General features: G+C 69.2%; 23 protein-coding genes and 2 pseudogenes. 17 read left to right on the top strand and 8 right to left on the bottom strand.

Translation table 11 applies throughout. The annotated features are described in order from the left end of the window. The first annotated feature begins 89 nt into the window (after positions 1-89). Positions 90-1,607 carry an SDR family NAD(P)-dependent oxidoreductase gene (locus tag ACZZZQ_RS05680; RefSeq protein WP_463507089.1) on the top strand — a complete coding sequence of 506 codons (1,518 nt, stop codon included), beginning with the start codon at positions 90-92 and terminating at the stop codon, positions 1,605-1,607. 164 nt (positions 1,608-1,771) lie between these two features. Here the strand turns inward: ACZZZQ_RS05680 and ACZZZQ_RS05675 are convergent, their stop codons facing one another. After that, positions 1,772-2,110: a winged helix-turn-helix transcriptional regulator gene (locus ACZZZQ_RS05675; protein ID WP_053098511.1), complete on the bottom strand. Its 339-nt coding sequence runs from the start codon at positions 2,108-2,110 to the stop codon at positions 1,772-1,774. 79 nt (positions 2,111-2,189) lie between these two features. On the opposite strand from ACZZZQ_RS05675, the gene ACZZZQ_RS05670 reads away from it, so the two are divergent. Beyond that, positions 2,190-2,846, top strand: coding sequence for an FMN-dependent NADH-azoreductase (locus ACZZZQ_RS05670; protein WP_056276298.1), 657 nt, complete (start codon positions 2,190-2,192; stop codon positions 2,844-2,846). Between the two features lie 198 nt (positions 2,847-3,044). Here the strand turns inward: ACZZZQ_RS05670 and ACZZZQ_RS05665 are convergent, their stop codons facing one another. Then, positions 3,045-4,121 carry a sensor histidine kinase gene (locus tag ACZZZQ_RS05665; RefSeq protein WP_463507088.1) on the bottom strand — a complete coding sequence of 359 codons (1,077 nt, stop codon included), beginning with the start codon at positions 4,119-4,121 and terminating at the stop codon, positions 3,045-3,047. 28 nt (positions 4,122-4,149) lie between these two features. After that, on the bottom strand, positions 4,150-4,821 hold the full coding sequence (locus ACZZZQ_RS05660; protein ID WP_463507087.1) for a response regulator transcription factor: 672 nt from the start codon (positions 4,819-4,821) through the stop codon (positions 4,150-4,152). Positions 4,822-4,923: 102 nt separating this feature from the next. Here ACZZZQ_RS05660 and ACZZZQ_RS05655 point away from each other — a divergent pair, with 102 nt between their 5' ends. The 3 genes from ACZZZQ_RS05655 to ACZZZQ_RS05645 are packed head-to-tail and all read left to right on the top strand — an operon-like array spanning position 4,924 to position 7,669. Then, positions 4,924-5,532: a M15 family metallopeptidase gene (locus tag ACZZZQ_RS05655; protein WP_463507086.1), complete on the top strand. Its 609-nt coding sequence runs from the start codon at positions 4,924-4,926 to the stop codon at positions 5,530-5,532. Then, positions 5,529-6,677 (top strand): alanine racemase, encoded by a 1,149-nt coding sequence (gene alr / locus ACZZZQ_RS05650; RefSeq protein ID WP_463507085.1) that lies wholly within the window; start codon positions 5,529-5,531, stop codon positions 6,675-6,677. Before ACZZZQ_RS05655 ends, alr begins: the two co-directional genes overlap by 4 nt. Next, a complete protein-coding gene (locus ACZZZQ_RS05645) occupies positions 6,674-7,669 on the top strand; it encodes a D-alanine--D-alanine ligase family protein (protein ID WP_463507084.1) in 996 nt (331 codons plus the stop codon). Before alr ends, ACZZZQ_RS05645 begins: the two co-directional genes overlap by 4 nt. Here the strand turns inward: ACZZZQ_RS05645 and ACZZZQ_RS05640 are convergent. After that, positions 7,666-10,179, bottom strand: coding sequence for a DEAD/DEAH box helicase (locus ACZZZQ_RS05640; protein WP_463507083.1), 2,514 nt, complete (start codon positions 10,177-10,179; stop codon positions 7,666-7,668). The two genes, ACZZZQ_RS05645 and ACZZZQ_RS05640, sit on opposite strands and share 4 nt — an antisense overlap. A gap of 150 nt (positions 10,180-10,329) precedes the next feature. Continuing rightward, on the bottom strand, positions 10,330-11,043 hold the full coding sequence (gene deoD, locus ACZZZQ_RS05635; RefSeq protein ID WP_463507082.1) for a purine-nucleoside phosphorylase: 714 nt from the start codon (positions 11,041-11,043) through the stop codon (positions 10,330-10,332). Between the two features lie 106 nt (positions 11,044-11,149). On the opposite strand from deoD, the gene putP reads away from it, so the two are divergent. Beyond that, positions 11,150-12,661 (top strand): sodium/proline symporter PutP, encoded by a 1,512-nt coding sequence (gene putP / locus ACZZZQ_RS05630; protein WP_056276310.1) that lies wholly within the window; start codon positions 11,150-11,152, stop codon positions 12,659-12,661. Between the two features lie 71 nt (positions 12,662-12,732). Here putP and ACZZZQ_RS05625 read toward each other — a convergent pair. Further along, positions 12,733-13,400: pseudogene (locus ACZZZQ_RS05625) on the bottom strand (DNA alkylation repair protein). A 100-nt stretch (positions 13,401-13,500) separates the two neighbouring features. On the opposite strand from ACZZZQ_RS05625, the gene ACZZZQ_RS05620 reads away from it, so the two are divergent. Next, entirely contained in the window at positions 13,501-13,698 is a 198-nt protein-coding gene (locus ACZZZQ_RS05620; RefSeq protein WP_053098521.1) for a hypothetical protein, read from the top strand. A 22-nt stretch (positions 13,699-13,720) separates the two neighbouring features. Here the strand turns inward: ACZZZQ_RS05620 and ACZZZQ_RS05615 are convergent, their stop codons facing one another. Beyond that, a complete protein-coding gene (locus ACZZZQ_RS05615; RefSeq protein WP_053098522.1) occupies positions 13,721-14,755 on the bottom strand; it encodes an FUSC family protein in 1,035 nt (344 codons plus the stop codon). A 117-nt stretch (positions 14,756-14,872) separates the two neighbouring features. Here ACZZZQ_RS05615 and ACZZZQ_RS05610 point away from each other — a divergent pair, with 117 nt between their 5' ends. The 10 genes from ACZZZQ_RS05610 (at position 14,873) to ACZZZQ_RS05565 (ending at position 25,448) form a co-directional block, all read left to right on the top strand. Further along, on the top strand, positions 14,873-15,328 hold the full coding sequence (locus ACZZZQ_RS05610) for an SRPBCC family protein (RefSeq protein WP_053098523.1): 456 nt from the start codon (positions 14,873-14,875) through the stop codon (positions 15,326-15,328). 184 nt (positions 15,329-15,512) lie between these two features. Beyond that, a complete protein-coding gene (locus ACZZZQ_RS05605) occupies positions 15,513-15,764 on the top strand; it encodes a hypothetical protein (protein WP_053098524.1) in 252 nt (83 codons plus the stop codon). 68 nt (positions 15,765-15,832) lie between these two features. Further along, positions 15,833-18,733 carry a helix-turn-helix transcriptional regulator gene (locus tag ACZZZQ_RS05600; RefSeq protein WP_463507081.1) on the top strand — a complete coding sequence of 967 codons (2,901 nt, stop codon included), beginning with the start codon at positions 15,833-15,835 and terminating at the stop codon, positions 18,731-18,733. A gap of 77 nt (positions 18,734-18,810) precedes the next feature. After that, positions 18,811-19,014, top strand: coding sequence for a cold-shock protein (locus ACZZZQ_RS05595; protein WP_042538190.1), 204 nt, complete (start codon positions 18,811-18,813; stop codon positions 19,012-19,014). Between the two features lie 264 nt (positions 19,015-19,278). Continuing rightward, a complete protein-coding gene (locus ACZZZQ_RS05590) occupies positions 19,279-20,313 on the top strand; it encodes an iron-siderophore ABC transporter substrate-binding protein (RefSeq protein ID WP_053098526.1) in 1,035 nt (344 codons plus the stop codon). 32 nt (positions 20,314-20,345) lie between these two features. Beyond that, complete coding sequence (locus ACZZZQ_RS05585; RefSeq protein WP_072590572.1) at positions 20,346-21,389, top strand: FecCD family ABC transporter permease; 1,044 nt, start codon at positions 20,346-20,348, stop codon at positions 21,387-21,389. Continuing rightward, the gene (locus ACZZZQ_RS05580) at positions 21,386-22,468 is read left to right on the top strand and encodes a FecCD family ABC transporter permease (RefSeq protein WP_463507080.1); all 1,083 of its coding nucleotides are present in this window, start codon (positions 21,386-21,388) and stop codon (positions 22,466-22,468) included. The genes ACZZZQ_RS05585 and ACZZZQ_RS05580 overlap by 4 nt, the downstream gene beginning before the upstream one ends. Beyond that, entirely contained in the window at positions 22,465-23,265 is an 801-nt protein-coding gene (locus ACZZZQ_RS05575; RefSeq protein ID WP_053098527.1) for an ABC transporter ATP-binding protein, read from the top strand. The genes ACZZZQ_RS05580 and ACZZZQ_RS05575 overlap by 4 nt, the downstream gene beginning before the upstream one ends. Continuing rightward, a complete protein-coding gene (locus ACZZZQ_RS05570; protein WP_463507079.1) occupies positions 23,255-24,211 on the top strand; it encodes a siderophore-interacting protein in 957 nt (318 codons plus the stop codon). The genes ACZZZQ_RS05575 and ACZZZQ_RS05570 overlap by 11 nt, the downstream gene beginning before the upstream one ends. 370 nt (positions 24,212-24,581) lie before the next feature. After that, positions 24,582-25,448 (top strand): alpha/beta fold hydrolase, encoded by an 867-nt coding sequence (locus ACZZZQ_RS05565; protein WP_463507078.1) that lies wholly within the window; start codon positions 24,582-24,584, stop codon positions 25,446-25,448. A 214-nt stretch (positions 25,449-25,662) separates the two neighbouring features. Here ACZZZQ_RS05565 and ACZZZQ_RS05560 read toward each other — a convergent pair. Then, positions 25,663-26,669: pseudogene (locus ACZZZQ_RS05560) on the bottom strand (LacI family DNA-binding transcriptional regulator). Positions 26,670-26,763 lie beyond the last annotated feature (94 nt).

The following is a 26,763-nucleotide window of genomic DNA, read 5'->3' as shown; positions in this document are numbered from 1 at the left end:
GTGCGTCTCCGGAGTTGTGGAGGTCGAGCCCCGGCGCCCCGCCCGCGCTCCCAGGAAGACACCCCGAGAAGTCGCGTAAAATCGGCACAATGACCGATGCACCCGACGCCGCCTCCGACCTGGGTGCCGGTATCGACCCCGAGGATCTCGCCACCACCCTGCGAGTCCTGTCGGAGCTGCACCAGATCGACAACGAGCACCCCGACTTCGTGGCCGTGCGTCATGCGACGGCCGCGATGTTCAAGGCGGTCAAGCGCGTGCGTCGCAAGGAGATCCGCGACGCGATCGCCGACGCCGACAAGGCGGTCGTCGCCCGCACGGCGACCGGCGCTCCCGACCGCATCGACGACGAGACCCGCGGGCACGACCTCGCGACGAGCGTCGTCGACGCCCCGATCGCCGGCGAGCTGCTCAAGCCGCGCAACTGCTACATCTGCAAGCAGCCCTACACGGTGGTCGATGCGTTCTATCACCAGCTCTGCCCGGACTGCGCCCGCTTCAGTCATGGCAAGCGAAACGCCCGCACCGATCTGACCGGCAAGCGCGCGCTTCTCACCGGCGGCCGCGCGAAGATCGGCATGCACATCGCCCTGCGACTGCTGCGCGACGGCGCGCACACGACGATCACCACTCGATTCCCCCGCGACGCGGTTCGTCGGTTCTCGGCGCTGACGGACTCGGCCGACTGGCTGCACCGCCTGCGCGTGGTCGGCATCGACCTGCGCGACCCCGCTCAGGTGATCGGCCTCGCCGACTCGGTCGCGGCTCAGGGACCGCTCGACATCCTGATCAACAACGCCGCGCAGACCGTGCGCCGCTCACCGGGGTCATACTCTCTCCTGGCGGATGCCGAGCTGCAGCCGCTTCCCGACGGACCGCTGCCCGAGATGGAGACATTCGGGCACACCGCCGATCCGCATCCGCAGGCGCTGCAGGCTTCGGTCGATGCGCATCCGCTGCTGTCCGTCGCGGCGCTCGGCGGCACCGTCGCTGAGCAGGGCGGTCAGGCGCTGACGGCCGAAGACCTCGCACGCCTCGCGATGGCCCCCGGTTCGTCGTCGCTCGAGAAGCACGCCGACGGCACCGCCATCGACGCAGGCGGACTCGTGCCCGACGTCAACCGCACGAACAGCTGGGTGCAGTCGATCGATCAGGTCGATCCGCTCGAGATGCTCGAGGTGCAGCTGGCCAACACGACGGCGCCGTTCCTGTTGATCAGTCGCCTGCGCGCCTCGATGGCGGCCTCGTCGGCGAACCGCAAGTACGTGGTCAACGTCTCGGCGATGGAGGGGCAGTTCTCGCGCCGGTACAAGGGTCCCGGTCACCCGCACACGAACATGGCCAAGGCGGCGCTGAACATGCTGACGCGCACGAGCGCCGGCGAGATGCTCGAGACCGACGGCATCCTCATGACCGCCGTCGACACCGGTTGGATCACCGACGAGCGCCCCCACTTCACCAAGGTGCGCCTGGCCGAGGAGGGCTTCCACGCCCCACTCGACCTCGTCGACGGAGCGGCCCGCGTGTACGACCCGATCGTGCGCGGCGAGGCCGGCGAAGACATCCACGGCGTGTTCCTGAAGGACTACGAGCCCAGCCCCTGGTGAGTCGGCGGCCTCTGAGCTGCGGGCCGCCGTGACTGCACCGCGCGACCTGTGCCGTCTGCAGGGTGAGATCCCGTCTGCAGGAGGGGACGGGGAATCTGATCCTGCGTCCGTGCTTCGGTCCTGCGAACGGTGTGCTGGTCTCCACCCTGGGCCGCGCGCGACGGTCAGTGCGCGCGGATCTCGAGGTTCTCGGACGCCCAGGTGCCGAGCTGATCGAGGATGGGCAGCAGCCCACGTCCGCTGTCGGTCAGCGAGTACGAGACCGTGACAGGCGGACCGGCGTCGACCGCGCGGGCCACGAGCCCGGCCTCGGCGAGCTCTGCCAGCCGGTCGGAGAGCACGGTGTCGCTGATGCCGGACACCCCGCGGCGCAGCGCGACGAACGTCGAAGGACCGCCGCCGAGCGACGAGACGATCATGCCGTTCCAGCGCTTGCCGAGCACGCTGAAGGCCAGTGTGACGGCGGCGTCGCAGACGTGACGCTCTTCGTCGATCTCGGCCATGCGCCCATCATACCTGTGCTACGTTAACGCGAGTCGCTAAGAAAAACAGAGTGACTACGAAAAACGAAAGGCACCTCTCATGTCCCTGTTCCGCCTGGATGCCAGCATCCTGCCCGCGTCGTCCGCCAGCCGTTCGCTCGCCGATCTCGTCGAAGCCGAGTGGACCGCCTCGCACCCGGACTCCACGGTCACCCGCCGCGACCTCGCCGCCGACCCCGTGCCCGCGACGGCATGGGCGGATGCCGTGACCGGCGGATTCGTCGACGACGCCGAGCGCACCGACGCTCAGCGCGCAGCGCGCGCCCTCGCCACCACCTTCGCCGACGAGCTGATCGGCGCCGACGCGCTGCTCTTCGCCGTGCCGCTCTACAACTACGGCGTCTCGCAGCACTTCAAGACCTGGTTCGACCTGGCCTACACGGACGCCCGCATCGACCCGCAGGGCACCGCATTGCGCGGCAAGCCGGCGACCCTCGTCACCGTGCTCGGCGGCAACTACGCCCCCGGAACGCCCAAGGAGGGCTGGGACCACTCCACCGGATGGCTGCGCCGCGTGCTCGAGGACGTCTGGGGCCTCGACCTGCGCATCGTCGAGCGTCCGTTCACCCTGGTCGGCGTGAACCCCGCTCTCGACGCCTTCGCCGACACCGCCCGCGAGCTCAAGGAGAACGCCGAGGAGTCGGCGCGCACGTACGGCCGCGAGCTCGCCGCACTGCGGGGCGACCAGGTCGCCTGACCCGGCATCCTGAGCGGTCCCGCCCCTCCAGGCATCCCGTCTGGTCCCGCCCCTCCAGGCGTCCCGTCTGCAGGATCAGGGCACGGATGCGGGGTCAGAACCCGGTTTCTGGTCCTGCATCCGTGCCTCGGTCCTGCAGACGGCACAGGAACCGGACCTCCGTGCAGGCCCCGGACCTCCGGACGACCGACCGCCGCCTCAGGCGAGCGGCCGGGGGAACGGATGCGGCAGCCACACCGTCACGTTCAGACCCCCGCCGTGCCGAGCGGTGAGCACGAGGGATCCGTCATGCGCCTGGGCGATGCGCTGCACGATGGCGAGGCCCAGGCCGACACCGCCGTGATCCTCGCCGCGCGTGCGGTCGGCACCTCTCTGGAACGGTTCCGCGAGCGTCGCGACGAGATGGGCGGGCAGCACGTCGCCCGTGTTCTCGACCACCAACGCCACAGCCTGCGGCAGAACATGCGTCCGCACGACGACCGTGCCGCCTGCGGGCAGGTTGTGAACGATCGCGTTGTGCACCAGGTTCGTGATCAGCTGCTGGAGCAGGGCGGGGGATCCGAGCACGTTCGCGGTGTCACCGCCGACGTCGATGGACACACCACGTCGCTCGGCCGACGGCAGAAGCGTCTCGGTCGACTCCTCGGCGAGCAGTGACAGGTCGACCGGCTCGCGGGTGAACGCGCGGCGCTCGGCACGGCTCAGCATCAGCAGGGCCTCGGTCAGCTCGATCGCGCGCGCATTGACCTCGTGCAGTCGGTCGATCAGCGCGTCGACGTCGCGGTCGGGGTCGTTGCGGGCTACCTCCAGCATCGCCTGCGAGATCGCGAGCGGGGTACGCAGCTCGTGCGAGGCGTTGGCGGCGAACCGCTGCTGCTCGCCCATGTGCGCCTCGAGCTGCTCGAGCATCGAGTCGAAGACATCGGCCAGATCACGGAACTCGTCGCGCGGTCCCTCGAGGGCGACCCGGTGCGACAGCGACCCCTGCGCGGCGAGCTGCGCTGCCCGTCCGATGCGGTCGAGGGGGGCCAGCATCCGTCCGGCGATGATCCATCCGCCGCCGATTCCGATCGCGAGCAGCACGAGCATCATCACGATCGCAGCCGGAATGAATGCGCGGATCAGGTCCGAGCGGTTCGGCACGAAGCGGTCGGCGATGATCGCGGCATCCGGTACATACCGCAGCAGGTATACGGCGACGGCCGCGAGCAGACCGATGCCTGACACGACCACGACGCCCGCATAGCTCAGCGTGAGCTTCCAGCGGGCGCTCATGCCTCGGCGCCTCACGGGCCGAACGGGATCAGCCATCGGCATCCGTTCCGATGCGGTAGCCGACGCCGGGGACGGTGAGGATCAGCCACGGCTCGCCCAGTCGCTTGCGCAGCGACGAGACCGTGATGCGCACGGCGTTCGTGAACGGGTCGGCGTTCTCATCCCACGCGCGCTCGAGCAGCTGCTCGGCGCTCACGACTCCGCCGCCCGCATCGACGAGCACCTCGAGCACCGCGAACTGCTTGCGCGTCAGGGCCACGTACTTGCCGTCGCGGAAGACCTCGCGGCGGAACGGGTCGAGACGCAGCCCTGCGACTTCGAGCACGGGCGGCCTGGCGCGGTGGCGACGACGGTCGAGCGCCCGCAGGCGCAGCACGAGCTCGCGCAGCTCGAAGGGCTTGGTGAGATAGTCGTCGGCGCCGATCTCGAAACCCGACTCCTTGTCGTCGAGGCGATCGGCCGCGGTGAGCATGAGGATCGGGATGCCGCTGCCCGAGGCCACGATCGACCTCGCCACATCGTCTCCCGACGGGCCGGGGATGTCGCGGTCGAGTACCGCGAGATCGTAGGAGTTGATGATGAGCAGCTCGAGGGCCGTGTCGCCGTCGCCGGCGATGTCCGCCGCGATCGCCTCGAGCCTCAGGCCGTCTCGCACAGCCTCCGCGAGATAGGGCTCGTCCTCGACGATCAGCACACGCACGACACAGCTCCCATGTGCTCAGAGCTTACGCACCCGGACATATCGGGAGCATATGAGAAATCGCATACGTCGTCGCAACACGCCTCCTTCTTGACTGAGGGCATGAACACTCGCTCCACCTCCTCACGGCGACGCCTCACCGCGATCGTCGGTGCCGCACTGCTCGCCGTCGCTCTCACGGTCTCGGCCGTGCTGATCGGTCAGCAGTCTCTGGCGTCGGCATCCGTCGTGCCGACCGTCGCGCCGTCGTCCCTCAGCGAGGCGGACGGGATGATCCGCGAGGGGGGCGCCGTCTCGGTGTTCGACGACACGCCCGCCGTGACGAATCTCGACTCCGACCTGCTCGCCGCCGTGCGCGCCGCCGCATCCGCTGCCGAGCACGACGGCGTGCGGATGCATGTGAACAGCGGCTGGCGGTCGGCCGACTACCAGCAGGTGCTGCGTCAGGATGCGGTCGTCGAGTACGGCTCCGAAGAGGAGGCCGCGCGCTGGGTCGCCACCCCCGAGAACTCCGAGCACGTATCGGGAGACGCGGTCGACCTCGGCCCTCTCGCCGCTCAGGACTGGCTGTCACGCCACGGCGCGGACTTCGGCCTCTGCCAGATCTACGCGAATGAGCGCTGGCACTTCGAGCTGCGGCCGGCGGCCCCGGCGAACGGGTGCCCGCTGATGTACGACGACCCGACCACCGATCCCAGGACGCAGCGATGACCACGGCGCTCACCACTCCACGCCTCACCCTCTCGCGCGTTCACCCGCCGACATTGCACACGATCCCTGACGCGATCGGAGCGAACGTCGAGCGGATCCGATCGGCCACGGATGCCCGCATCATGGCGGTCGTCAAGGCCGACGGCTACGGCCTCGGCGCCGTGACCGTCGCTCTCGCGGCGATCGGGGCCGGAGCCGAGTGGCTCGGGATCACGGATGCCGAGGATGCTGCCCCGCTGCGTGCGGCGGGTGTCGAGGTGCCGATCCTCGCCTGGCTCAACCCCGCCGGGGTCGACGTCGCGCAGGTCGTCGCGGATCGCGTCGATCTGGCTGTCGGCTCGGTCGAGGAGCTGCGGCAGCTGATCGCGGATGCGTCGGCGCTGCCGAACGGGTGCGTTCGCGTGCATCTGCACATGGACACGGGCATGTCGCGGGGCGGTGTACCGCTCGAGGACTGGGCAGAGCTGCTGCGGGTGGCTCGCACGGGCCGCGACTCGGGTCGTGCACGCATCGACGTCGTCGGGGTGATGGGGCACCTGCCAGACGCCGACGCCGCCGACCCGGCGAAGAACGCGCCGGCCGTGCTCCGGATGCGACAGGCGAGGGATGCCGTGCTGCGCGCCGGATTCGGTCCTCTGCTCGTGCATCTCGCGGCGACGTCTGGGACGCTGACGGATGCCGCCACGCACTTCGACATGGTCCGGGTCGGCGCCGGGCTCGTCGGCATCGATCCGTCGGAGACGGTGCCGCTGCAGGGGGCGGCGCGGCTGACGGCATCGGTCGTGCACAGCAGTGTCGTGCCGGCGGGCACCGCGATCGGCTACGGCGGCGCGTATGTGACGACGCGCACCTCGCATCTGAGCGTGATCGGGGTCGGGTATGCCGACGGCATCCCGCGGGAGCTCGGTGCGGGCGCAGGGGTGGCGGTCGACGGCATCCGGTGCCCGATCGTCGGTCGCGTGTCGATGGATCAGATCGTGATCGACACGGGTGACCTCTCGATGCCGAGGGGCACCACGGCGGTGGTCTTCGGACCCGAGGGGGGCGCGGTGCCGAGTATGCAGGAGTGGGCGCGGTGGGCGGGGAGCATCCCGCACACCGTCGTGACGGGCATCGGCTCCCGCGTCGAGAGGGCCATCGCATGAGAGTACTGGTGATCGGGGGAGGGCAGAACGCCGAGCACGAGGTGTCGCTCGCCTCTGCGGCAGCGGTCGCAGAGGCCCTGCGGCTCGGGGGATACGACGTGAGCACGGTGACGATCTCGCGGCAGGGCGTGTGGGAGGTGGCGGGCGTCTCGGAGGGTGCCACCGCCGCCGGATCCCTCGCTCTCGCGATGCCGCTCCTCGCCGACTGCGACGTCGTATTCCCCGCCGTGCATGGACCCCTGGGGGAGGACGGAGCACTCGCGGCACTGTGCGGTCTCGCAGGGGTGCGCGTGGTCGGATCGGGTCCGCGGGCCGGCGCCATCGGCATGGACAAGTGGGCCACCAAGCTCGTCGCCGAAGCGGCAGGGCTGCGCACGGCACGGGGACGCGTCGTCGATGCGGCGGACTGCGGCGATGCCGAGTTCGAGGGGCCCGTGGTGGTGAAGCCGGTGTCGGCCGGTTCGAGCTACGGCGTCTCGCTCGTGCGGGGAGAGCATGAACTGGGGCCGGCGCTCCGCGAGGCGGCGCGGTTCGACCGCCGCATCCTCATCGAAGAGGTCGTGCAGGGGAGGGAGATCGATGTCGCCGTCCTGCGCGAAGCCGGTGGCGTCCGCTGGGCGGCGCCGCCGCTCGAGATCCACGCCGCCGGCCTCTTCGACACCGCCACGAAGTACGACGGCAGCGCGCGATTCACCGTGCCCGCGCAGCTGTCGACGGCCGAGACGACCTCGCTCACGCGTGCGGCGCTGACCATGTTCGACTCCCTCGGATGCGCCGGGGTCGCCAGGATGGACTTCTTCCTCACCGCCGAGGGCCCGGTGCTGAACGAGGTCAACACGATGCCGGGGCTCACCGCGGCCTCGCAGGCGCCGCGCATGTTCGCGGCGGCCGATGTGTCGTACGTCGACCTCGTGTCGCGCCTCGTGCGAGCCGCTGAGGTGCCAGGCGGTGACGGTGCGCGCCGGAGGGCCGGCCTCGAGCGGGTCGCCTAGAGGCGGTCGACGCCCGTCACCGTGACCACGGCCGCGCCCTCTTCGTCGGAGGCGGCGAGGTCGACGGTGGCCGAGATGCCCCAGTCGTGGTCGCCTGCCGGGTCGTCGAGGATCTGACGGACGGTCCACTCCGTCGCACCCTCGGTCAGGAGCAGCAGCTGAGAGCTGCGGGCGTTCGCGCCCGTGAGGATCTCGTCGTGATCGGAGAAGTATCCGTCGAGCGCATCCGACCAGGCGTCGGCGCCGAAGGTCGGGTCGAGTTCGGCGAGGGCGGCGACGTCCTCGCGGGCGGCCAGCTGCACCCGACGGAACAGCTCGTTGCGCACGAGAGTGCGGAAGGCGCGGACGTTCGATGTCAGTCTCTTCGGCGCCGGCGGAACGATCGGCTCGTCGTCCGGGCCGTGGAGCACGCCGTTGACCAGCTCCTCCCACTCGTCGAGCAGGCTCGAATCCACCTGGCGCACCAGCTCGCCCAACCATTCGATCAGGTCGCGGAGATCCTCGTCCTTCGCCTCTTCGGGGATGGTCTGCGAGGCCGCCCGATAGGCGTCGGAGAGGTAGCGCAGCACGACGCCCTCCGACCGCGCGATCTTGTAGTACGCGACATATTCCCCGAAGGACATGGCTCGTTCGTACATGTCGCGGACGACGGATTTCGGATGCAGCTCGAAGTCGCGGATCCACGGCTGCGCGGCGCTGAACGTCTCGAATGCGGCGGTCAGCAGCTCGTCGAGAGGCTTCGGATATGTGATCTCCTCGAGCAGCTCCATGCGCTCGTCGTACTCGATGCCCTCGCGCTTCATGACGGCGACGGCCTCGCCCCGTGCCAGGAACTCCTGCTGTCCGAGGATCGCCCGCGGATCATCGAGCGTCGACTCGACGATCGAGATCATGTCCAGGGCGTACGACCCGGTTCCGGTGCCGGCAGCGGGGTCGCGGTCGAGCAGTTCGAAGGCGGCGAGAGCGAACGGAGACAGCGGCTGGTTCAGGGCGAAGTTCGGCTGCAGATCGACGGTCAGGCGGATCTCGCCGTCGGCCGTCTGCTCGACGACGCCCGATTCGAGCAGCGTGCGGTAGATGCCGATGGCGCGCAGAGCGAGTTCGCGCTGTCGTTTGCGAGGTTCGTGGTTGTCGTAGACGAGTGCGCGCATGTTGCCGAAGACGTCGCCGCCGCGCCCGATCACGTTGAGCATCATGGCGCTCGTGATCTGCATGTGCGAGGTGAGGGTCTCGGGCTCGGCGTCGATCAGCTTGCGGAACGACGGCTCGCCCCACGAGACGAAGCCATCGGGAGCCTTCTTGCGCACGATCTTGCGCTTCTTCTTCGGGTCGTCGCCGGCCTTCTTGATCGCGGCGACGTTCTCGCTCTCGTGCTCCGGAGCCTGGGCGACGACGGTGCCGGCCGTGTCGAAGCCCGCGCGGCCCGCCCGCCCGGCGATCTGGTGGAACTCGCGGGCGCTGAGCTGCCGCATCCGGGTGCCGTCGAACTTGGTCAGAGCGGTCAGCAGCACCGTGCGGATCGGCACGTTGATGCCGACGCCGAGCGTGTCGGTGCCGCAGATCACGCGCAGCAGACCTCGCTGGGCGAGCTGCTCGACCAGACGTCGGTACTTCGGGAGCATCCCGGCATGGTGCACGCCGATGCCCGCGCGGAGGAAGCGGGAGAGGGTCTTGCCGAAGGCGGTCGTGAAGCGGAAACCGCCGATCAGGGCCGCGATCTCGTCGCGCTGCTCGCGCGTGGCGACCTTCGTGCTCGACAGCGCCTGGGCCCGCTCCATCGCAGCGGCCTGCGAGAAGTGCACGACGTAGATCGGCGCCTGGCCCGTGCCCAGCAGGTCGTCGATCGTCTCGTGGATCGGCGTCGTCTCATAGAAGTAGTGCAGCGGAACCGGGCGCTCGACGCCGGTGACGGATGCCGTGTCACGGCCCGTCCTGCGGGTGAGGTCGCTCGACAGCTGCGACACGTCGCCCAGGGTGGCCGACATGAGGATGAACTGCGCCTGCGGCAGCTCGAGCAGCGGTACCTGCCAGGCCCATCCGCGGTCGGGGTCGGCATAGAAATGGAACTCGTCCATGACGACCTGATGCACCGCGGCATCCGTGCCCTGGCGCAGCGCGAGGTTCGCGAGGATCTCGGCCGTGCAGCAGATGATCGGGGCATCCGGGTTGACCGAGGAGTCGCCCGTGATCATGCCGACGTTCGAGGCGCCGAAGACGTCGACGAGGGAGAAGAACTTCTCGCTCACGAGCGCCTTGATCGGGGCGGTGTAGAACGAGCGGCGCCCCTCGACCAGCGCCGCGAAATGCGCGCCGACCGCGACGAGCGACTTGCCGGTGCCGGTGGGCGTCGACAGGATCAGGTTGTTGCCCGAGACGATCTCGATGACCGCCTCGTCCTGGGCGGGGTAGAGGCTGATGCCGGTCGACTCGGCCCATTCGACGAACGCCGTGTAGACGGCATCCGCATCGGATCCGTCGGTCAGCGTCGTGTGGTCGAGGATCGCAGGCATGGTCTGTCGATCATCCCACCTCCGGCAGGGCACCTCCTGCGAAGGGGAACACGTGCTGTGCAGGAGCGGATGCTGGATGCGGTCCTTCGCAGCGTGAGATCTCCTTCGCTGCGAGGGAGCGAGCGAGCGCGCCGGCCGGCCCGCAACGACTCAGACGGACGTCGCGGCGCGCAGCGCGATGCGGATCATGTCGCCGAAGGTCTGCTCGCGCTCCTGAGCGGTGGTCTGCTCGCCGGTGACGATGTGATCCGACACCGTGCAGATGGCCAGAGCGCGACGCCCGTGGTACGCGGCGAGGGTGTACAGCCCCGCAGCCTCCATCTCGACACCGAGGGCGCCGTGCTGCACGAACGGCTCGGTCAGCTCGGGTCGGGTGCTGTAGAACTGGTCGCTCGAGAACAGCAGACCGACGTGGACGGCCGAGTCCAGGGGCTCGGCCTCGCTCGCCTCGACCGCCGCGCGCAGCAGTCCGAAGTCCGCGACAGGTGCGTAGTCGAGTCCGTGGAAGCGCACCCTGTTGATGCCCGAATCGGTGCAGGCGCCGTTCGCGATGATGATGTCCCGCACCTGCAGCTTCTCGGTCAGCGCCCCGCACGATCCGACGCGCACGATCGTCTTTACGTCGTACTCCTCGAACAGCTCGGTCGCATAGATGGCCATCGACGGCTGACCCATGCCCGAACCCTGCACCGAGACGCGGTGGCCCTCCCAGGTGCCGGTGAAGCCCAGCATCCCGCGGGTCTCGGAGTACAGCTCGGCGTCGTCGAGGAAGGTCTCGGCGATCCACTTCGCCCGCAGCGGATCGCCGGGGAACAGGACGACGGGGGCGATCTGACCGGGCTGTGCGGCGATGTGCGTGCTCATGGCTTCAGCGTAACCAGCGGTCTCTGCGTGGCGCGCCCGGACCACGGCGTCCGCCTTGAGATCATCGGTACCGAGCGGTGATCGACACCGCGGAAAAGGGACGACGATGTCCGATCAGATCTTCTTGTACGGGGCGCTCGGGCTGTACTTCGCCGGCATGCTGCTCATCGGATATTTCGCCTACAAGCGCACCTCCGACCACGAGGACTACATGCTCGGCGGACGCAACCTGCCGTCGTGGGTCGCCGCGATCAGCGCCGGTGCGGCCGACATGTCGGGCTGGCTCGTGATGGGCCTTCCCGGCGCGATCTACGCCGCTGGACTGATCGAGGCCTGGATCGCGATCGGGCTGACGATCGGCGCCTACCTCAACTGGCTGCTGGTGGCCCCACGGCTTCGCGCCTACACCGAGGTGTCGCGCAACTCGATCACGATCCCGAGCTTCTTCGAGAACCGTCTCCGCGACACCAGCCGGTCGCTGCGCATCGCCTCGGGGCTCATCATCCTGGTGTTCTTCACGCTGTACATCTCGTCGGGCATGGTCGCCGCCGGCGTCTTCTTCGAGAGCTCGTTCAACGGCGACTACCTGTTCGGGATGCTGCTGGTCGGCGGCATCACCCTGCTGTACACGCTCTTCGGCGGATTCCTCGGGGCCTCCCTCACCGACGTCGTGCAGGGGCTGATGATGGTGATCGCGCTGATCGTCGTGCCGGTCGCCGCCGTCATCGCGATCGGCGGACTCGAGGAGACGTCGACGCTCATCACCGAGAACGCCGGAGAGGGATTCCTGTCGCTGCTCGGCGGAGGGGCCGTCACCGGCGGCACCTTCCTCGCCATCGCCTCGGCCCTGGCGTGGGGCCTCGGGTACTTCGGGCAGCCGCACATCATCGTGCGCTTCATGGCGCTGCGCTCGCCGCAGGAGGCGAAGAGCGCGCGTCGCATCGGCATCTCCTGGATGGTCGTCTCGATGTTCGGCGCGATCATCTCGGGCCTCGTCGGCATCGCCTACATGGCGCAGCAGGGCATCACCCTCGACAACCCCGAGACCGTGGTGCTGCTGATGTCGCAGACGCTGCTGCATCCGTTCGTCGCCGGACTCGTGCTGGCGGCCGTGCTCGCGGCGATCATGAGCACCGTGTCGAGCCAGCTGGTCGTGTGCTCGTCTGCGCTGGTCGAGGACCTCTACAAGGTGGTGCGCAAGACCCCGCCGTCCGACAAGCGGCTGGTGCTGCTGGGCCGCCTGGCGGTGCTCGTCGTCGCGATCATCGCGATCATCCTCGCGATCACGCCGAACGACTCGATCCTCGGGCTCGTGTCGTTCGCCTGGGCAGGATTCGGTGCCGCGTTCGGCCCGATCATCCTGCTCAGTCTGTTCTGGCGCAAGCTCACGAACTGGGGTGCTCTCGCGGGCATGTTCGTCGGAGCGGTCACGGTGTTCGTCTGGAAGGCCCTGGACACCGACCTGTACGAGCTGCTCCCCGCGTTCGTGTTCGCGTTCGTCGCGGCCGTCGTGGTGAGCCTCGTCACCTACACGCGCAACGACGACATCGAGAAGGAGTTCACCGACGCCGAAGCGATGCTGACGGCACCGCGGGCCGCAGTCGGCAGCGCTCGCTGACGGACGCAGGGCTGAGTCGCGGGACGCAGGGCTGAGTCGCCGGATGCGGGGATCAGCCCTCGCGTCGGGTCTCAGCCCTCGCGCCGCCGCACGATCTCGCCGATCCAGATCGGCGCGAACGGCGAGGTGCAGCCGGGCGCGGTGGGGTAGTCGGCGAGCACCTGCAGGCGCTCACCGATCTCGAGCGCCCTGGACCGCAGCTCCGGGTGGAAGATGCCGATGTTGGCGAGCGTCTCGTTCATCGCCCACTGCAACCGCGAGGGCGCGTTCTGCAGATCGCGCTCGATCAGATCGAGCAGGTGATCGAGGTCGAGGCCCTCGGCATCCTTCGCGACGCGCACCGTCGTGAGCGACCATGCGGCCGCGGCGACGGTCGGGTCGGAGTCGTCGAACCAGCGCAGCCGCAGCTCCTCCGCGAGGGGGTCTTCTTCGCGACGTAGTTCACGAACCAGTCGTTGACCTTGGGGGCCTGAGTCTGTCGCAGCATCGCGTCGAGCTCGTCGGCGGTGAACGCGCGCGGCGTGCAGATCAGCAGCGCCAGCAGCCGGGCGGCGGTGTCGCCGGTCGCCCACAGCTCTTTCGCCAGGGGCTGGTCTGTCTTGATGCGCTTCGCGAGGGTGCGCATGCGGCTGAGATTGATGCCGTGGTCGTCGCCGCGCTTCTCGTTCGCGGCGCGCATCTTCGGATCCTCGAGGGCGGCGAGCTCGGCCAGAGCCTCGGGAACGGTCATGTCGGACATGTCACCAGGGTAGGCCCGGAGTGCTTGTCAAGGCCCGGGCTTCTGCGGGCATGCGGCCCTAACCTCGCAGGAGATCGAACTCCGACGAAGGGAAAATGCCATGACTCGCGACAGCGACGACATCAGCACCGACCGCAACGACATCAGCACGGAGCCGTCGCCCGGCCCCGAGGAGAACGACAACCTCGGCGCCGAGGACAACAAGGGAGAGCCGCCGACGGTCGTCCCCTCCGGCTCGGGCGACGAGAGCGACGACGACGACGGCGACGTGCTCGCCGACGACCCCGAGCAGGACTGACCGGCGCCGCCGCGTCGCCCTGTCATTCCTCGTCGACGAGCTCCGCGCGGATGCGCCTGAGGTCCTCCATCAGCGACCCGATGAGGATCCAGTGCGTCGACGAGGGCGGCCGGATGACGAGAGGCGCGGTCAGTGCCGGGATCGCCGAGGTCAGTGTCTCGGGCTCCGGGGACACGTCGGCGATCTGCACAGCCAGTCGCACATCGTGCCCTGCGCGCCGCAGCTGCTCCGCGATGGCCGTGACGGCCGGCTCCTCGCCGATGGAGTCGTCGTAGTGGTCGAAGTAGGCGCGCGTCATCCCGATGGTCTGCGTCACGATGGGCGTCAGCCGTTCGAGCAGTGCGCGCATCTCGACGAGCTCTTCACGGTGCGTCGACCGGCGCGGGTTCAGAGTGAGGGATTCCTCACCCGCAGCGATGGATGCCTCTGCCGCGTCCTTCATCGGGCGCAGCAGTCTGGCTTCGAGCATGAGCTGATGCAGCGTGGCGGGAGTCTGGGGTTCGGGCAGCGCATCGGCGAGTCGGTCGAGGCTCGAGGCGAGCTCGCTGCCCAGCAGCCCGAGATCGCGTCGGGCCGGGGCGACCAGCACGGGCGGCACGATCAGGGCGTTCACGACGATGCCGATGACCACGCCGATCAGGGTCTCGAAGATGCGCGCTATCGCATAGTCGGGAGTCGAGCCCAGCGCGAGCACGAGCATCGCCGAGATGGCCACCTGGTTGCCGGTGCCGGGCGTCGCCCGGAAGGCCCACGCGACGAGCATGGCCACCACGATGGCGAGCAGCACGATCCAGCTCGGTGACCCCAGGAGAAGGCCCAGGGCGACCGCGATCACCACGCCGACGATCACGCCGATGCTGCGTTCGAGCGCCTTCGACAGCGACTGGTTGACGCTGGGCTGCACGACGAGCAGAGCGGCGATCGCGGCGAAGACGGGGAGCTGTCCCGGAACCACCCATCCCGCGAGCATCCATGCGGCGATCGTCGCTGCGGCGGACTTCACCACCTGCAGCAGGGGTGAGCGCTTCGAGGCGCGGATCGCGGCGTGGATGCGCATGCCTGCAACGCTACTCGGCTAGCGAGTGCCGTCAGGGGAGATGTCAACCCCGTCGCCAAGAGTCGTCGAACGCCGCTGAATGGGATGACACGACCGACGAACAGTGAGGAGCATCACATGGTGCAGATCATCGAGACCATCGACGTACACGTTCCCATCGACGTGGCGTACAACCAGTGGACGCAGTTCGAGAGCTTCCCGCAGTTCCTCGACGAGGTGGAGTCGATCGTCCAGCTGGACGACACGCACACCCGCTGGAAGGTGAACGTGGGCGGCGCGACGCGCGAGTTCGACGCGGAGATCACCGAGCAGCACCCCGACGAGCGAGTCGCGTGGAACAGCATCGGCGGTGAGACCGAGCATGCGGGCGTCGTGACGTTCCACAAGCTCGAAGACCTCACGACCCGCGTGACCGTGCAGATCGACTGGGAGCCCGAGGGGCTTCTCGAGAAGGTCGGCTCTCTCGTGGGCGCGGGCTCGCACGCGGTGAAGAAGGATCTCCAGAACTTCAAGGAGTTCATGGAGAAGCGCGGCACCGAGACCGGTGCGTGGCGCGGCGACGTCGACGCCTGATCGACCCCTGAGCTGAGGTCCGAGCGGTGGTGCCCCCATCACCGCTCGGACCTCTTTCGCTGCCCGGCGGACGGCACGCCCGGCGTCGACTAGGGAACTCACGAACGGAAGATAGGGCATCCTCCCGATGTCGTCGGGGTGACTCAGAGCGGATTCTGAGGACATCGCACACCGAGGAGATGTCATGTTCGAGCACCCGTATCTCGCCTACAGATCGACCGAGTTCGACCAGGAGCAGCTCGCTCGCGCGGCAGAACGCCGTCGCGTCATCGAGGAGCGCAGCGATCAGCTGGTCCGCAGACAGCCCGGCCCGGTCCGGCGTCTGGCCGGCCGGCTGCTGCACACGACCGACGCATCGCGCGACGCGGCGACGGATGCTGCACGGCAGCCCGAGCGCCGCGCATCCGCGGGCCGCGAACCGGCACCCGCCCGGTGATCGTCGCTCCGCTGCGGGCAGACGGCAGCGCGACGCCGGATGTCGGAGGGGAGTGGCACGATGAATTCATGCCCCCGTCCGCTCCCAGCGCCGCGATGGTCGGCCGAGAGACCGAGCTCGCGACCATCCGCGAGCTGTTCCGGCGAGCGGTCGACGGGGTCCCGGTGGCCGCGCTCATCGAGGGCGAGGCGGGCATCGGCAAGTCGCGACTGCTGCGCGAGTTCAGCGCCGAGGTGGCGAACCGCGCAGACGTGCATGTCGGCTGGTGCCTCGATCTCGGGGCGTCGCGCACGCCCTTCGGGCCGCTCGCCGGCATCCTCCGGTCGATCGTCGCGAGCATGGGTGCCGACCGGGTGCGGGAGGAGATCGGCGTCGGCGTCGAGGCGCTGGGCATGCTGCTGCCGGAGCTCAACCCCACCGAGCGATCGCAGACCAGCCCTGACCGCCTGCGCGATGCGATCGCGGCGCTCATCGAGGCGGCCGCCGAACACGCGCCGCAGGTGCTCGTCGTCGAAGACCTGCACTGGGCTGACGAGTCGACCCTGGCGCTGCTCTCCTTCCTGCTGCGCACCCTCGGGCACGGCCGCATCCTCCTGATCCTGACCTGCCGCTCCGACGACGTGCGACGCGGCGATGCCGTGAGCCGCTTCATCGGCGAGTCCACCCGCGCGCGTCTGCTCGAGAGAGTCGCGATCGATCGGCTCGACACCTCGGCTGTCCGTGCGCTCGTCGAATCGCTCACCGGGCAGCCCGTGACAGACGCGGCGCTCGATCGCATCCACGATCGAGCCGAGGGCGTGCCCTTCTTCGTCGAAGAGCTCGCCGGGTGCTCGACCGGTCCCCTGCCCGGCAGTCTGCGCGACCTGCTGCTCGCCCGATTCGACCGTCTCAGCGATGACGCCCGCCGGGTGGTGCAGGTCGTCTCGGGAGCCGAGCGTCCGCTGACCCACCCGCTCGTCACCCGCCTCGCGGGTCTGCCCGAAGCCCGCCTCGACGAGTCGATCCGCGAGGCGACGCTCAGCGGCATCCTCGTCGTGGTCGACGACGACTACCGGTTCCGGCATGCGCTGCTGCGCGAAGCCGTGCACGACGATCTGCTCCCGGGCGAGAGAGCGCGGCTGCATCGGGCGTATGCCGAGGCGCTCGAGGAGAACTGCTCAGGGGCCGAAACCGCCGACTCCGCCGCGCTCGCCTATCACTGGCAGCTCGCGCAAGACGACCGGCGAGCGCTCGCCGCGGCCGTCACCGCGATGGCCGACGCCAAGTCGCGGTTCGCCTTCGCGAGCGCTGCCCGCTTCGGCGAGCTCGCCCTCGACCTGTGGATCCAGGTGCCGGATGCCGAGGCCGTCGTGGGTGTGGCGCGCCTCGAGGTGCTGCGCACTCTCGGTTCCGTGCTGCGCAACGCGGGAGACGGAGAACGGGCGCTCGCCGTGGTCGACCTCGCGCTCGCCGAGGTCGATCCGACGACGGTCGACCCCCGCATGCACGCCCGGCTGCTGCGCGACAAGGCGTACTACACGATGAACCTCGGCCGCGCCGGCGCGGTCCCGCTGCTGCAGCAGGCGCTCGAGATCCTCGAGGCGGGCGTCGACGACGACCGGCTGCGCGCCTCGGTGCTGAACCAGCTCGCCAGTCGCTACATGATCTCGGGGCGACTCGACGAGGCGATCGCGTTGGCCGCGGAGGCGGGCGAGCGGGCCGCGCGCGCCGGGTCGGACGACGAGGCATCGATCGCCGCGAACGTCCGGGGCGGAGCCCGCGCGCACCTCGGCGACCTCGACGCGGGGCACCGCGAGTACGCGCTCGCCCTGCAGCTCGCCAAAGGCACGAACGCCGAGATGAGATACCGGGTCAACTATTCGGATCTGCTCGGCCTGCTGGGGCGCTATCGCGATGCCGTCAGGGTCGCCGAAGAGGGGCTCGCGCCCGCGCGCGCTTTCGGCGTCGAGCGCACCACGGGCGCGCTGATGACGCAGAACATGGCCGTGCCACTGCTCGAGATGGGCGAGATCGAACGGGTCGAGGGGATGCTGGCGCGCGAGCTCGCTCAGCGGACCCTGCGCATCTCGCACATGTACTCCACGATGACGCGCGTGCGGGTGCTCTCCTGGCGAGGCAGACACGAGGAGGCGGCCGAGATCCTTCGCGAGTGGCACCCCGCATTCGAGGAGACCGGTCGGGTCGAACGTCAGATCTGGTACGACGAGGTCATGATGCGCGTGGCCGTCGCCGAGGGGCGGGGCGACCTCGCGGGTGCTCTCGGTGAGGTCAGGGCGATGCTCGCCGATCAGGGGCCGGTGTCCCTGCATCAGCGTCGACTGCTGCTCGAGGCGGCATGGTTCATCGCCGAGCTGCGGGCATCCGGCGTCGAGGTCGAGGCGGCGGTCGCAGACGTGCGGGACGCGTGGCGCGCCCAACCTCCGCAGCTGCGAGGCGACAGGTGGGAGACGATCCTCGAGGCATTCCTCTTCCCGTCCGTCGCAGCCCTGCGCCAGGCGGTCGAGCACGCAGACGACCGCGATGTGCCCGTGACGTTCGCGGTGACCACGCGTCTGGCTCTCGCTCGCGCACTCGTCGACGCAGGAGACCGAGGGGAGGCGAGCGCCGTGCTCTCGGCCGCGATGCGCCAGGCGGAGCGCCTCGGCCACGTTCCCCTGGGGCGGATCGTCGGTGGTTTCCAAGCGGCGGCTGGCCTCGCCGCAGCATCCGGCACCGCAGCATCCGGCACCGCCGGCGTCGAACCGGATGTCGACCCGCTCACCGCCCGCGAGCGGCAGGTGCTCGAGCTGATCGCCGAGGGTCTGAGCAACCGCCAGATCGGGGAGCGGCTCTTCATCAGCGTCAAGACGGTGAGCGTCCACGTGTCGGCCGTGCTGCGCAAACTCGGGGTGAGCACCCGCACCGAGGCGGCTGTTCTTCAGAAGAATCCGAACTTCCGGGACACCGGTCAGCCTGCCGTGGTACGTTGAGCAGGCGCGTATGTCGGACGTTCCGTCACGGCGCGGGCCGCGCAAGCGGCCGTTTGAAAACAGAAAGTAGAAAACACATGGCCACTGGCACTGTGAAATGGTTCAACGCGGAAAAGGGCTTCGGCTTCATCGCTCCCGATGACGGCACGGACGACCTCTTCGCCCACTACTCGGCAATCACCGGCTCCGGTTTCAAGGAGCTTCGTGAGAACCAGAAGGTCGAATTCGACGCTGAGCGTGGCCCCAAGGGCATGCAGGCTGCGAACATCCGCGCTCTCTGAGCGCGCATAGGCTTCCTGAAGCCGGTCGGATCCTCACGGATCCGGCCGGCTTTCTGCATGTCCGGGTGTTTTCTGCCCGTGCCCGTGCCCCCCGCATCGGGCGGTGCGGTGCGATGTCGACCCCGCGCGAGAGGCGAGGATGACGCCCGGGCCAGGGACCCAAGATGAGGCTTGCCTAACTTTCTGTTAGATTAGGCCAGGCTTACCAAAGCCTTGGCGCCCCTCCGCGCCGCACCCCCTCATCCCAACCCGAAGGGAACGCCTGTGCGCACCTCTCGTCTCATCGCCGCCGGTGTCGCCGCGGCTCTGGCCGTCGGCCTCACGGCCTGCGCGACGTCATCGACCGACTCGAACTCCGACTCCGCCGGCGGCAACCCCGCCGATGACGGTGCCTTCCCCGTCACGATCGAGCACGTGTTCGGCGAGACCACGATCGAGGAGAAGCCCGAGCGCGTCGCGACGATCGCCTGGGCGAACCACGAGGTTCCCCTCGCTCTCGGCATCGTCCCGGTCGGCATGAGCAAGGCCACCTGGGGCGACGACGACGACAACGGCATCCTGCCCTGGGTCGAGGACAAGCTCGACGAGCTCGGCGGCGAAGAGCCCGTGCTGTTCGACGAGTCCGACGGCATCGACTACGAGGCCGTCGCCGACACGCAGCCGGACGTCATCCTCGCGGCGTACTCGGGTCTGACGCAGGAGGAGTACGACCAGCTCTCGAAGATCGCTCCGGTCGTCGCCTACCCCGAGGTCGCCTGGGGCACCCCGGTCGACGACATGATCGAGATGAACTCGAAGGCGCTCGGCCTCGAGGAGGAGGGCGACGCCCTCATCGAAGAGCTGCACGCCGACGCCGAGGCCGCCCTCGAGGAGAACAGCGCCCTCAAGGACAAGAAGGTGCTGTTCGCGTACGTCGACCCGAGCGACCTGAGCCAGGTCGGCTACTACACCGCGATCGACACGCGCCCCGGCTACCTGCACGACGACCTGGGTCTTCCGCTTCCGTCGATCGTCGAGGAGAACGCAGACAGCAAGGAGTTCTACCTGTCGGTGAGCTCCGAAGAGGCTGACACCTTCGACGACGTCGATGTCTTCGTGACCTACGGCGACGACTCGCTCATCGCCACCATGCAGGCCGACCCGCTGCTGTCGAAGATCCCCGCGATCGCCGCCGGCAACATCGTGATCCTGCCCGACTCCACCCCGATCGCGGCGTCGGCGAACCCGTCGCCGCTGTCGATCCAGTGGGGCCTGTCCGACTACCTCGGCCTGCTGGCAGCACCGCTCGCCGCGAAGTGACCGTCGGCGTCACCTTCGCACACTGAATTCCCGTGACCGCTGTCACCGTTCCCCTGCCGGGCGTCGCAGATCTGCGACGCCCGGCATGGGCGCGCACGCTCTGGCTGCTCGTCGGCCTGGGAGTGCTGTTCGTGCTCTGCATCCTGTCGATCTGCTTCGGCGTGCGCTCCGTGAGCATCGACGACATCTTCGCCGCCCTCGCCGGGCAGGATGACACCCTCGCCCAGGCGGCGATCATCAAGCGCCTTCCGCGCACGGTGCTCGCGATCCTCGTCGGTGCAGCGCTCGCACTCTCCGGCGCGACGATGCAGGCGGTCACCCGCAACCCGATCGCCGACCCCGGCATCCTCGGCGTCTCGAACGGCGCTTCGCTCGCCGTCGTGTTCGGTCTCGCCTTCCTCGGTCTCACCGACGCCTACAGCCAGATGGCGCTCGCGATCATCGGCGCCGCCCTGGCCGCGGCGTTCGTCTACACCGTCGGCTCGCTCGGACGCGGCGGTGCCACGCCCCTCAAGCTCGCGCTCGCCGGTGCCGCCACCTCGGCCGCCTTCGCCTCGCTCATCAGCGCCGTCATGCTGCCGCGCGTCGACCTGCTGCAGGCGTTCCAGTCGTGGCAGATCGGCGGAGTGGGCGGTGCCGAGTGGCCGCGCATCGCGATCACCGCCCCGGTGCTCGCGCTCGGCGCACTGATCTGCTTCGCCAGCGCCCGGGGCATGAACTCCCTCGCTCTCGGCGACGACATGGCGAAGGGACTCGGCGAGCACGTCTTCCGCACGCGCCTCATGTCGGCGGTCGGCGCCGTGATCCTCGCCGGAGCAGCCACCGCGATCGCCGGGCCCATCGGATTCGTCGGTCTCGTGATCCCGCATGTCTGCCGGATGCTGATCGGCACCGACCACCGCTGGCTGCTGCCGTTCTCGGCCATGGCCGGCGCCGCCCTGCTGCTCGCGAGTGACATCGTCGGCCGTGTCATCGCGCCGACCTCGGAGGAGATCCAGGTCGGCATCATCACCGCCATCATCGGCGCCCCGTTCTTCATCTGGATCGTCCGTCGTCAGAAGGTGCGTGAACTGTGAGCACCATCGACCGGGCTGCCGCCCACACTCCCGCAGCATCCGACCGCACCCGCGACGAGGTCGCCGCGCTCGTCGCGGGCCGCCGTTCGCGCCACCGCCGCCACGCCACGGCCACGATCGTGCTCGGTGCGCTGCTGCTCGTGCTGTTCGCCGTGGCGCTCATGATCGGCAACACGTTCTATCCGCTCGACGAGGTGATCCGCGTGATCCTCGGCGAGACCGTGCCGGGGGCGTCGTTCACCGTCGGCGAGCTGCGCCTGCCCCGCGCGGTGCTCGCGATCCTCGCGGGTTTCGCGTTCGGCATCGCCGGCGTCTCGTTCCAGACGCTGCTGCGCAACCCGCTCGCCTCGCCCGACATCATCGGCATCTCGAACGGCGCCGGCGCCGCGGCGGTGTTCGGCATCATCGTGCTGTCGTTCAACGGGCCGATCGTCTCGCTGCTCGCGCTCGGCGGTGCGATCGTCACGGCAGGAGTCATCTACCTGCTGTCGATCAAGAACGGCTTCGCGGGCACTCGACTGATCCTGATCGGCATCGGTGTCGCGGCGATGCTGCAGAGCATCATCTCGTACATGCTGTCGAGGGCGGCGAACTGGGACATCCAGACCGCGATGCAGTGGCTCACCGGAAGCCTGAACAACGCCTCGTGGGAACGCGTGATGCCGCTCGCGATCGCCGCCGTCATCATCGTGCCGCTGCTGCTCCTGCAGGGCAGGGCGCTCGGGGCGATGCAGCTCGGCGACGATTCGGCATCCGGTCTCGGGGTGCGGGTCAACACGACTCGTCTGCTCTTCATCCTCGGCGCAGTCGCACTGCTGGCGTTCGCCACCGCCGCGACCGGCCCCATCGCTTTCGTGGCGTTCATGGCGGGTCCGATCGCGGCCCGCATCACGGGGCCCGGAGCGAACCTGCTCGTCCCCAGCGCATTCATCGGCGCTGTGCTCGTGCTCGGAGGCGACCTGATCGGTCAGTTCGCGTTCGGCGAGCGCTACCCGGTCGGCGTGATCACCGGCGTGCTCGGCGCTCCGTACCTCATCTACCTGCTCATCCGTACGAACCGCTCGGGAGGCTCCCTGTGACCGAGGCGCACACTCTGACGGCGGAGTCCGTCACTCTCGCCTACGGCGACCGGACGATCATCGACGGCCTCGATCTCGCGATCGCGCCGGGCAAGATCACCACGATCGTCGGCGCGAACGGATGCGGCAAGTCGACCCTGCTGCGTTCGCTCGCGCGTCTGCTCTCGCCGACGGCGGGTCAGGTCGTGCTCGACGGCAAGTCGGTGCACGCGCGCCCCACCAAGGAGGTCGCGCGCATCCTCGGCCTGCTGCCACAGTCGCCCGTCGCTCCCGAGGGCATCGCCGTCGCGGATCTCGTCGGCCGCGGTCGGCATCCGCATCAGAAGATGCTGGCTCGCTGGAGCGCTCACGACTACGAGGTCGTCGCGGATGCTCTGGCCGCCACCGGCACCACCGAGCTCGCCGACCGCAGCGTGGACGAGCTCTCGGGCGGCCAGCGTCAGCGCGTGTGGATCGCCATGGCGCTCGCGCAGGAGACCGACATCCTGCTGCTCGACGAGCCGACCACGTTCCTCGACGTCGCTCACCAGGTCGAGGTCCTCGATCTGCTCACCGACCTGAGCGTCTCGCGCGGCACCACGATCGTGATGGTGCTGCATGACCTCAACCTCGCCGCGAGGTATTCCGACGAGCTCGTCGCGATGAAGGAGGGCAGGGTGCACGCCACCGGCGCTCCGCAGGATGTCGTGACCGCCCAGCTCGTCGAAGAGGTCTTCGACCTCGCAAACCAGATCACCATCGACCCGGTCTCCGGGAAGCCGATGGTCACCCCGATCGGAAGGCATCATGTCCGCTGAGACCACGACCGAACGCCCCACCTACGTGCTCGCTCGCGCCGAGGTGCGCGGGGTCGAACGGGTGTCGCCGAACTTCGTGAGGATCACGTTCGGCGGCGACGACCTTCTCGAGTTCGGCACGCCGGGTGACGTCTTCGACTCCCGGATCAAGATCGTGTTCCCGCCGGCATCCGGCATCCTCCCCGATCTCGATCGGGAGACCGACGACTGGTGGGGTTCCTTCCTCGCCGTCCCCGAGGAGGACCGCGGATCCATGCGCACCTACTCGGTGCGTGACCTGCGGGCGACGGGTGCGGGCACCGAGCTCGATGTCGATTTCGTGCTGCACCTGGCGCCCGGTCTCACGGGCCCGGCGTCGCGCTGGGCCGATGCGGCCGCGGTCGGCAAGGAGCTCTTCATCGTCGGACCACGTCGAGGCGTCGCCGCGGCCGCACACGGCGGCGCCGAGTACGAGCCGGGCACCGCGACGTCGGTCGTCCTCGCCGGTGACGAGACGGCGGCTCCCGCGATCGCGCGCATCCTCGAAGACGCCCCGAGCGACCTTCGAGGCTGCGCCTTCATCGAGGTGCCGTCCCCGGCCGACGTCCTGCGCATCGACGCGCCTGCCGGGGTCGAGGTGCACTGGCTGCCTCGCGATGCGGGTGAGCCCCACGGTGTGCGGCTGATTCCCGCCGTGCTCGAGTACCTCGGAGATGCGGATGCCGCCGACGAGATCGACGTGAAGGACATCGACACGGAGGCCCTGCTCTGGGAGACCCCCGACTACTCGGGTCTCGGCGAGGAGATCGCGGAGGCGGATGCTCCCGCGGAGCGCTACTTCTGGATCGCCGGGGAAAGCGGCGTCGTCACGACACTGCGCCGCCACCTGGTCAAGGATCTCGGCATCGACCGCTCGCAGGTCGCCTTCATGGGCTACTGGCGACGCGGCGTCGCCATGCGCGGCTGAGGCCGGGCGGTTCGGGGGGCCGCTCTCGTTCGCGTTCGCGTTCGCGTTCGCGCTCGCTCTCGCGTTGGCGCTCGCGCATCGCAGGAGATCTCACGCAACGAAGGAGCGGATCCGGCATCCGATCCTTCGCCGAGCGAGATCTCCTTCACGGGATGCGGTCGGCTGAGACGGGATGCGGTCGGCTGTCACTGGATGCGGTCGGCTGACAGGGGGTGCGGTCGGCTGATACGGGGTGCGGTCGGCTGATACGGGGTGCGGTCGGCTGAGACGGGATGGTCGGCTGTCACGAAGAAGTGTCGAAGCGCTGGCGCCAGCGGATGCCGCGCCGTAGCATCCCAGTGGAATCGTTCGACGCCGAGGAGGCCACCCGATGACGCAGCACACCCTCGAGCTCCCGGACGTCGACCTCGTCTACGACGTGCATGGGCCACTCCCGACGAAGGATGGCCGCCCTCCGTTGATGATGATCGGCCAGCCGATGGATGCGAGCGGCTTCCAGGCGCAGGTGAAGCTGTTCGGCGATCGCACCGTCGTGACCTACGACCCACGAGGGTTGGGCCGCAGCGTGCGCAAGGACGGCGGAGTCACGAACGAGCCCGATGTCCAGGCCGAGGATGTCCACGCGATCATCGAGGCGCTCGGTGCAGGCCCTGTCGACATGTTCGCGAGCAGCGGTGGAGCGGTGAGCGCACTCGCTCTGGTCACTGCGCACCCTCAGGACGTGGTGACTCTGGTCGCCCACGAGCCGCCGATCGACAGCGTGCTGCCTGATGCCGAAGCGGTGCATCGAGCGCGAATCGCTTATACCCGGGCATATCAGGAGCGAGGATGGGGTGCCGGAATGGCGGCGTTCGTCGCGATGACGTCGTGGGAGGGAGAGGTCACCGAGGAGTTCCTCGCCCAGCCGGTCCCCGACCCCGCGGCATTCGGGATGCCGACGGAGGACGACGGCTCGCGGAATGATCCACTGCTGTCCGAACTCTCGTGGGCGGTGCCGCTCTACGAGCCGGATCTCGAAGCGCTGAAGGCATCCCCGACTCGGATCGTCGTCGCTGTCGGGGAGGAGTCGCTGAAGGGCTACACCGGCCGCACCGCGCTCGCCCTGGCCGAGAAGCTCGGACAGCAGGCGACGGTCTTCCCCAGTCACCACGGCGGCTTCATGGGTGGCGAGTTCGGCTATGCCGGGCAGCCCGAGGCCTTCGCTGCCACGCTCCGCGAGGTGCTCGACCGGCCGTAGGGGGCGAGCGAGACCTCGTCGACGCGTCCTGTCGTCAGCCGTCGCACGCACCGAAGGAGATCTCGCGCTGCGAAGGGCCTCACGCGGCCGTCGGCCCTTCGCTGCGAGAGATCACCTTCGCAGCAGCGTGCGCACGAGCGGGAGCGGGAGCGGGAGCGGGAGCGGGGGCGGCAGCGGGAGCGCGCGCACGAGCGGGAGCGGGAGCGAATGCCGCCTACGCGGTCGCGCGCACCACGAGCTCGGTGTCGAGGATGACCGAGCGGGGGATGCCCCGGCGATGACCTCGAGCAGCACGGCGACCATCTTCGCGCTGATCTGATCCCACGGCTGGCGCATGGTCGTGATCGGGGGCTCGTGCGTCGCGGCGAGGCCTGAGTCGTCGAAGCCGGCGATCGCGATGTCCTCGGGCACGCGGCGCCCTGCGCGGCGGGCGGCGGCGATGGCTCCGGCCGCCATCCGGTCGGATGCCGCGAACACCGCGTCGACGTCGTGCTCGAGCATCCGCGTCATGGCGGCGAGTCCTGACTCGTACGAGTAGTCGCCGCGCTCGACCAGCGATTCGTCGTAGCGGTCGCCGAGCTCTTCGCGGAATCCGACCAGGCGATAGCGGCCACCGGGGGTGTCGTCAGGGCCGGCGATCATGCCGATGCGGCGGTGTCCCTGCGTCACGAGGTGCGCGGCCATGGTGCGGGCGGAGGCGATCTCGTCGACGGAGATCGTCGAGAGCTCGCGTTCGTGCCCGAGCGGCACGCCGCAGCACACAGTCGGGATGCCGACCTCGATCAGCTGATCGAGCAGCGGGTCGGACTCGTGCGACGAGATCAGCATGACGCCGTCGACGTGTCCCGCGCTGAGGAACTGGGCGACGCTCTCGCGCTCGGCGGGGGTTCCGGCGACGAGCAGCACGAGGGTCATGGCCCGCTGGGCGAGCGCTTCGGCGGCCCCGCGCAGCAGCAGCGCGAAGGTCGGATCGTCGAACAGCAGCTGCTGCGGCTCGGTCAGGAGGAAGGCGAGTGATCCGGCGCGGCCGGTGGCGAGGCTGCGGGCATGGTGGTTGGCGGTGTAGCCGGTGGCGAGGATCGCCTCTTCGACGGCCTGCCTGGCGTCGGGGGACACCCAGTGCCCGCCGTTGATCACTCGCGAGACCGTGCTGCGGGACACCCCCGCCTGCGCCGCGATCTGGCGGATCGTCGGCTTGCGCTTCGCGCTGACATCACTCATCGCCTGTGACTCTACCCACAGCATCCCGTCCAGCGGTAGTCCAACCTGGGACCGGTCTCAGTTCGGTAACGGCGGTTGTGGTCGGCGCCGAACC

This window comes from Microbacterium sp. AC132, from assembly GCF_979258525.1.
Note: the sequence above shows the minus strand (reverse complement) of the source record. Positions and strands in the feature narration are given on the sequence as shown.

What these genes read in the sequence shown, in the direction of transcription:
- ACZZZQ_RS05615 (WP_053098522.1), bottom strand. Translation starts at nt 14,755, where the DNA reads ATGCGCATCCACGCCGCGATCCGCGCCTCGAAGCGCTCACCCCTGCTG.
- ACZZZQ_RS05680 (WP_463507089.1), top strand. Translation starts at nt 90, where the DNA reads ATGACCGATGCACCCGACGCCGCCTCCGACCTGGGTGCCGGTATCGAC.
- alr (WP_463507085.1), top strand. Translation starts at nt 5,529, where the DNA reads ATGACCACGGCGCTCACCACTCCACGCCTCACCCTCTCGCGCGTTCAC.
- ACZZZQ_RS05620 (WP_053098521.1), top strand. Translation starts at nt 13,501, where the DNA reads ATGACTCGCGACAGCGACGACATCAGCACCGACCGCAACGACATCAGC.
- ACZZZQ_RS05610 (WP_053098523.1), top strand. Translation starts at nt 14,873, where the DNA reads ATGGTGCAGATCATCGAGACCATCGACGTACACGTTCCCATCGACGTG.
- ACZZZQ_RS05570 (WP_463507079.1), top strand. Translation starts at nt 23,255, where the DNA reads ATGTCCGCTGAGACCACGACCGAACGCCCCACCTACGTGCTCGCTCGC.
- ACZZZQ_RS05605 (WP_053098524.1), top strand. Translation starts at nt 15,513, where the DNA reads ATGTTCGAGCACCCGTATCTCGCCTACAGATCGACCGAGTTCGACCAG.
- deoD (WP_463507082.1), bottom strand. Translation starts at nt 11,043, where the DNA reads ATGAGCACGCACATCGCCGCACAGCCCGGTCAGATCGCCCCCGTCGTC.
- ACZZZQ_RS05640 (WP_463507083.1), bottom strand. Translation starts at nt 10,179, where the DNA reads ATGCCTGCGATCCTCGACCACACGACGCTGACCGACGGATCCGATGCG.
- ACZZZQ_RS05670 (WP_056276298.1), top strand. Translation starts at nt 2,190, where the DNA reads ATGTCCCTGTTCCGCCTGGATGCCAGCATCCTGCCCGCGTCGTCCGCC.
- ACZZZQ_RS05655 (WP_463507086.1), top strand. Translation starts at nt 4,924, where the DNA reads ATGAACACTCGCTCCACCTCCTCACGGCGACGCCTCACCGCGATCGTC.
- putP (WP_056276310.1), top strand. Translation starts at nt 11,150, where the DNA reads ATGTCCGATCAGATCTTCTTGTACGGGGCGCTCGGGCTGTACTTCGCC.
- ACZZZQ_RS05665 (WP_463507088.1), bottom strand. Translation starts at nt 4,121, where the DNA reads ATGAGCGCCCGCTGGAAGCTCACGCTGAGCTATGCGGGCGTCGTGGTC.
- ACZZZQ_RS05595 (WP_042538190.1), top strand. Translation starts at nt 18,811, where the DNA reads ATGGCCACTGGCACTGTGAAATGGTTCAACGCGGAAAAGGGCTTCGGC.
- ACZZZQ_RS05565 (WP_463507078.1), top strand. Translation starts at nt 24,582, where the DNA reads ATGACGCAGCACACCCTCGAGCTCCCGGACGTCGACCTCGTCTACGAC.
- ACZZZQ_RS05645 (WP_463507084.1), top strand. Translation starts at nt 6,674, where the DNA reads ATGAGAGTACTGGTGATCGGGGGAGGGCAGAACGCCGAGCACGAGGTG.
- ACZZZQ_RS05675 (WP_053098511.1), bottom strand. Translation starts at nt 2,110, where the DNA reads ATGGCCGAGATCGACGAAGAGCGTCACGTCTGCGACGCCGCCGTCACA.
- ACZZZQ_RS05600 (WP_463507081.1), top strand. Translation starts at nt 15,833, where the DNA reads ATGCCCCCGTCCGCTCCCAGCGCCGCGATGGTCGGCCGAGAGACCGAG.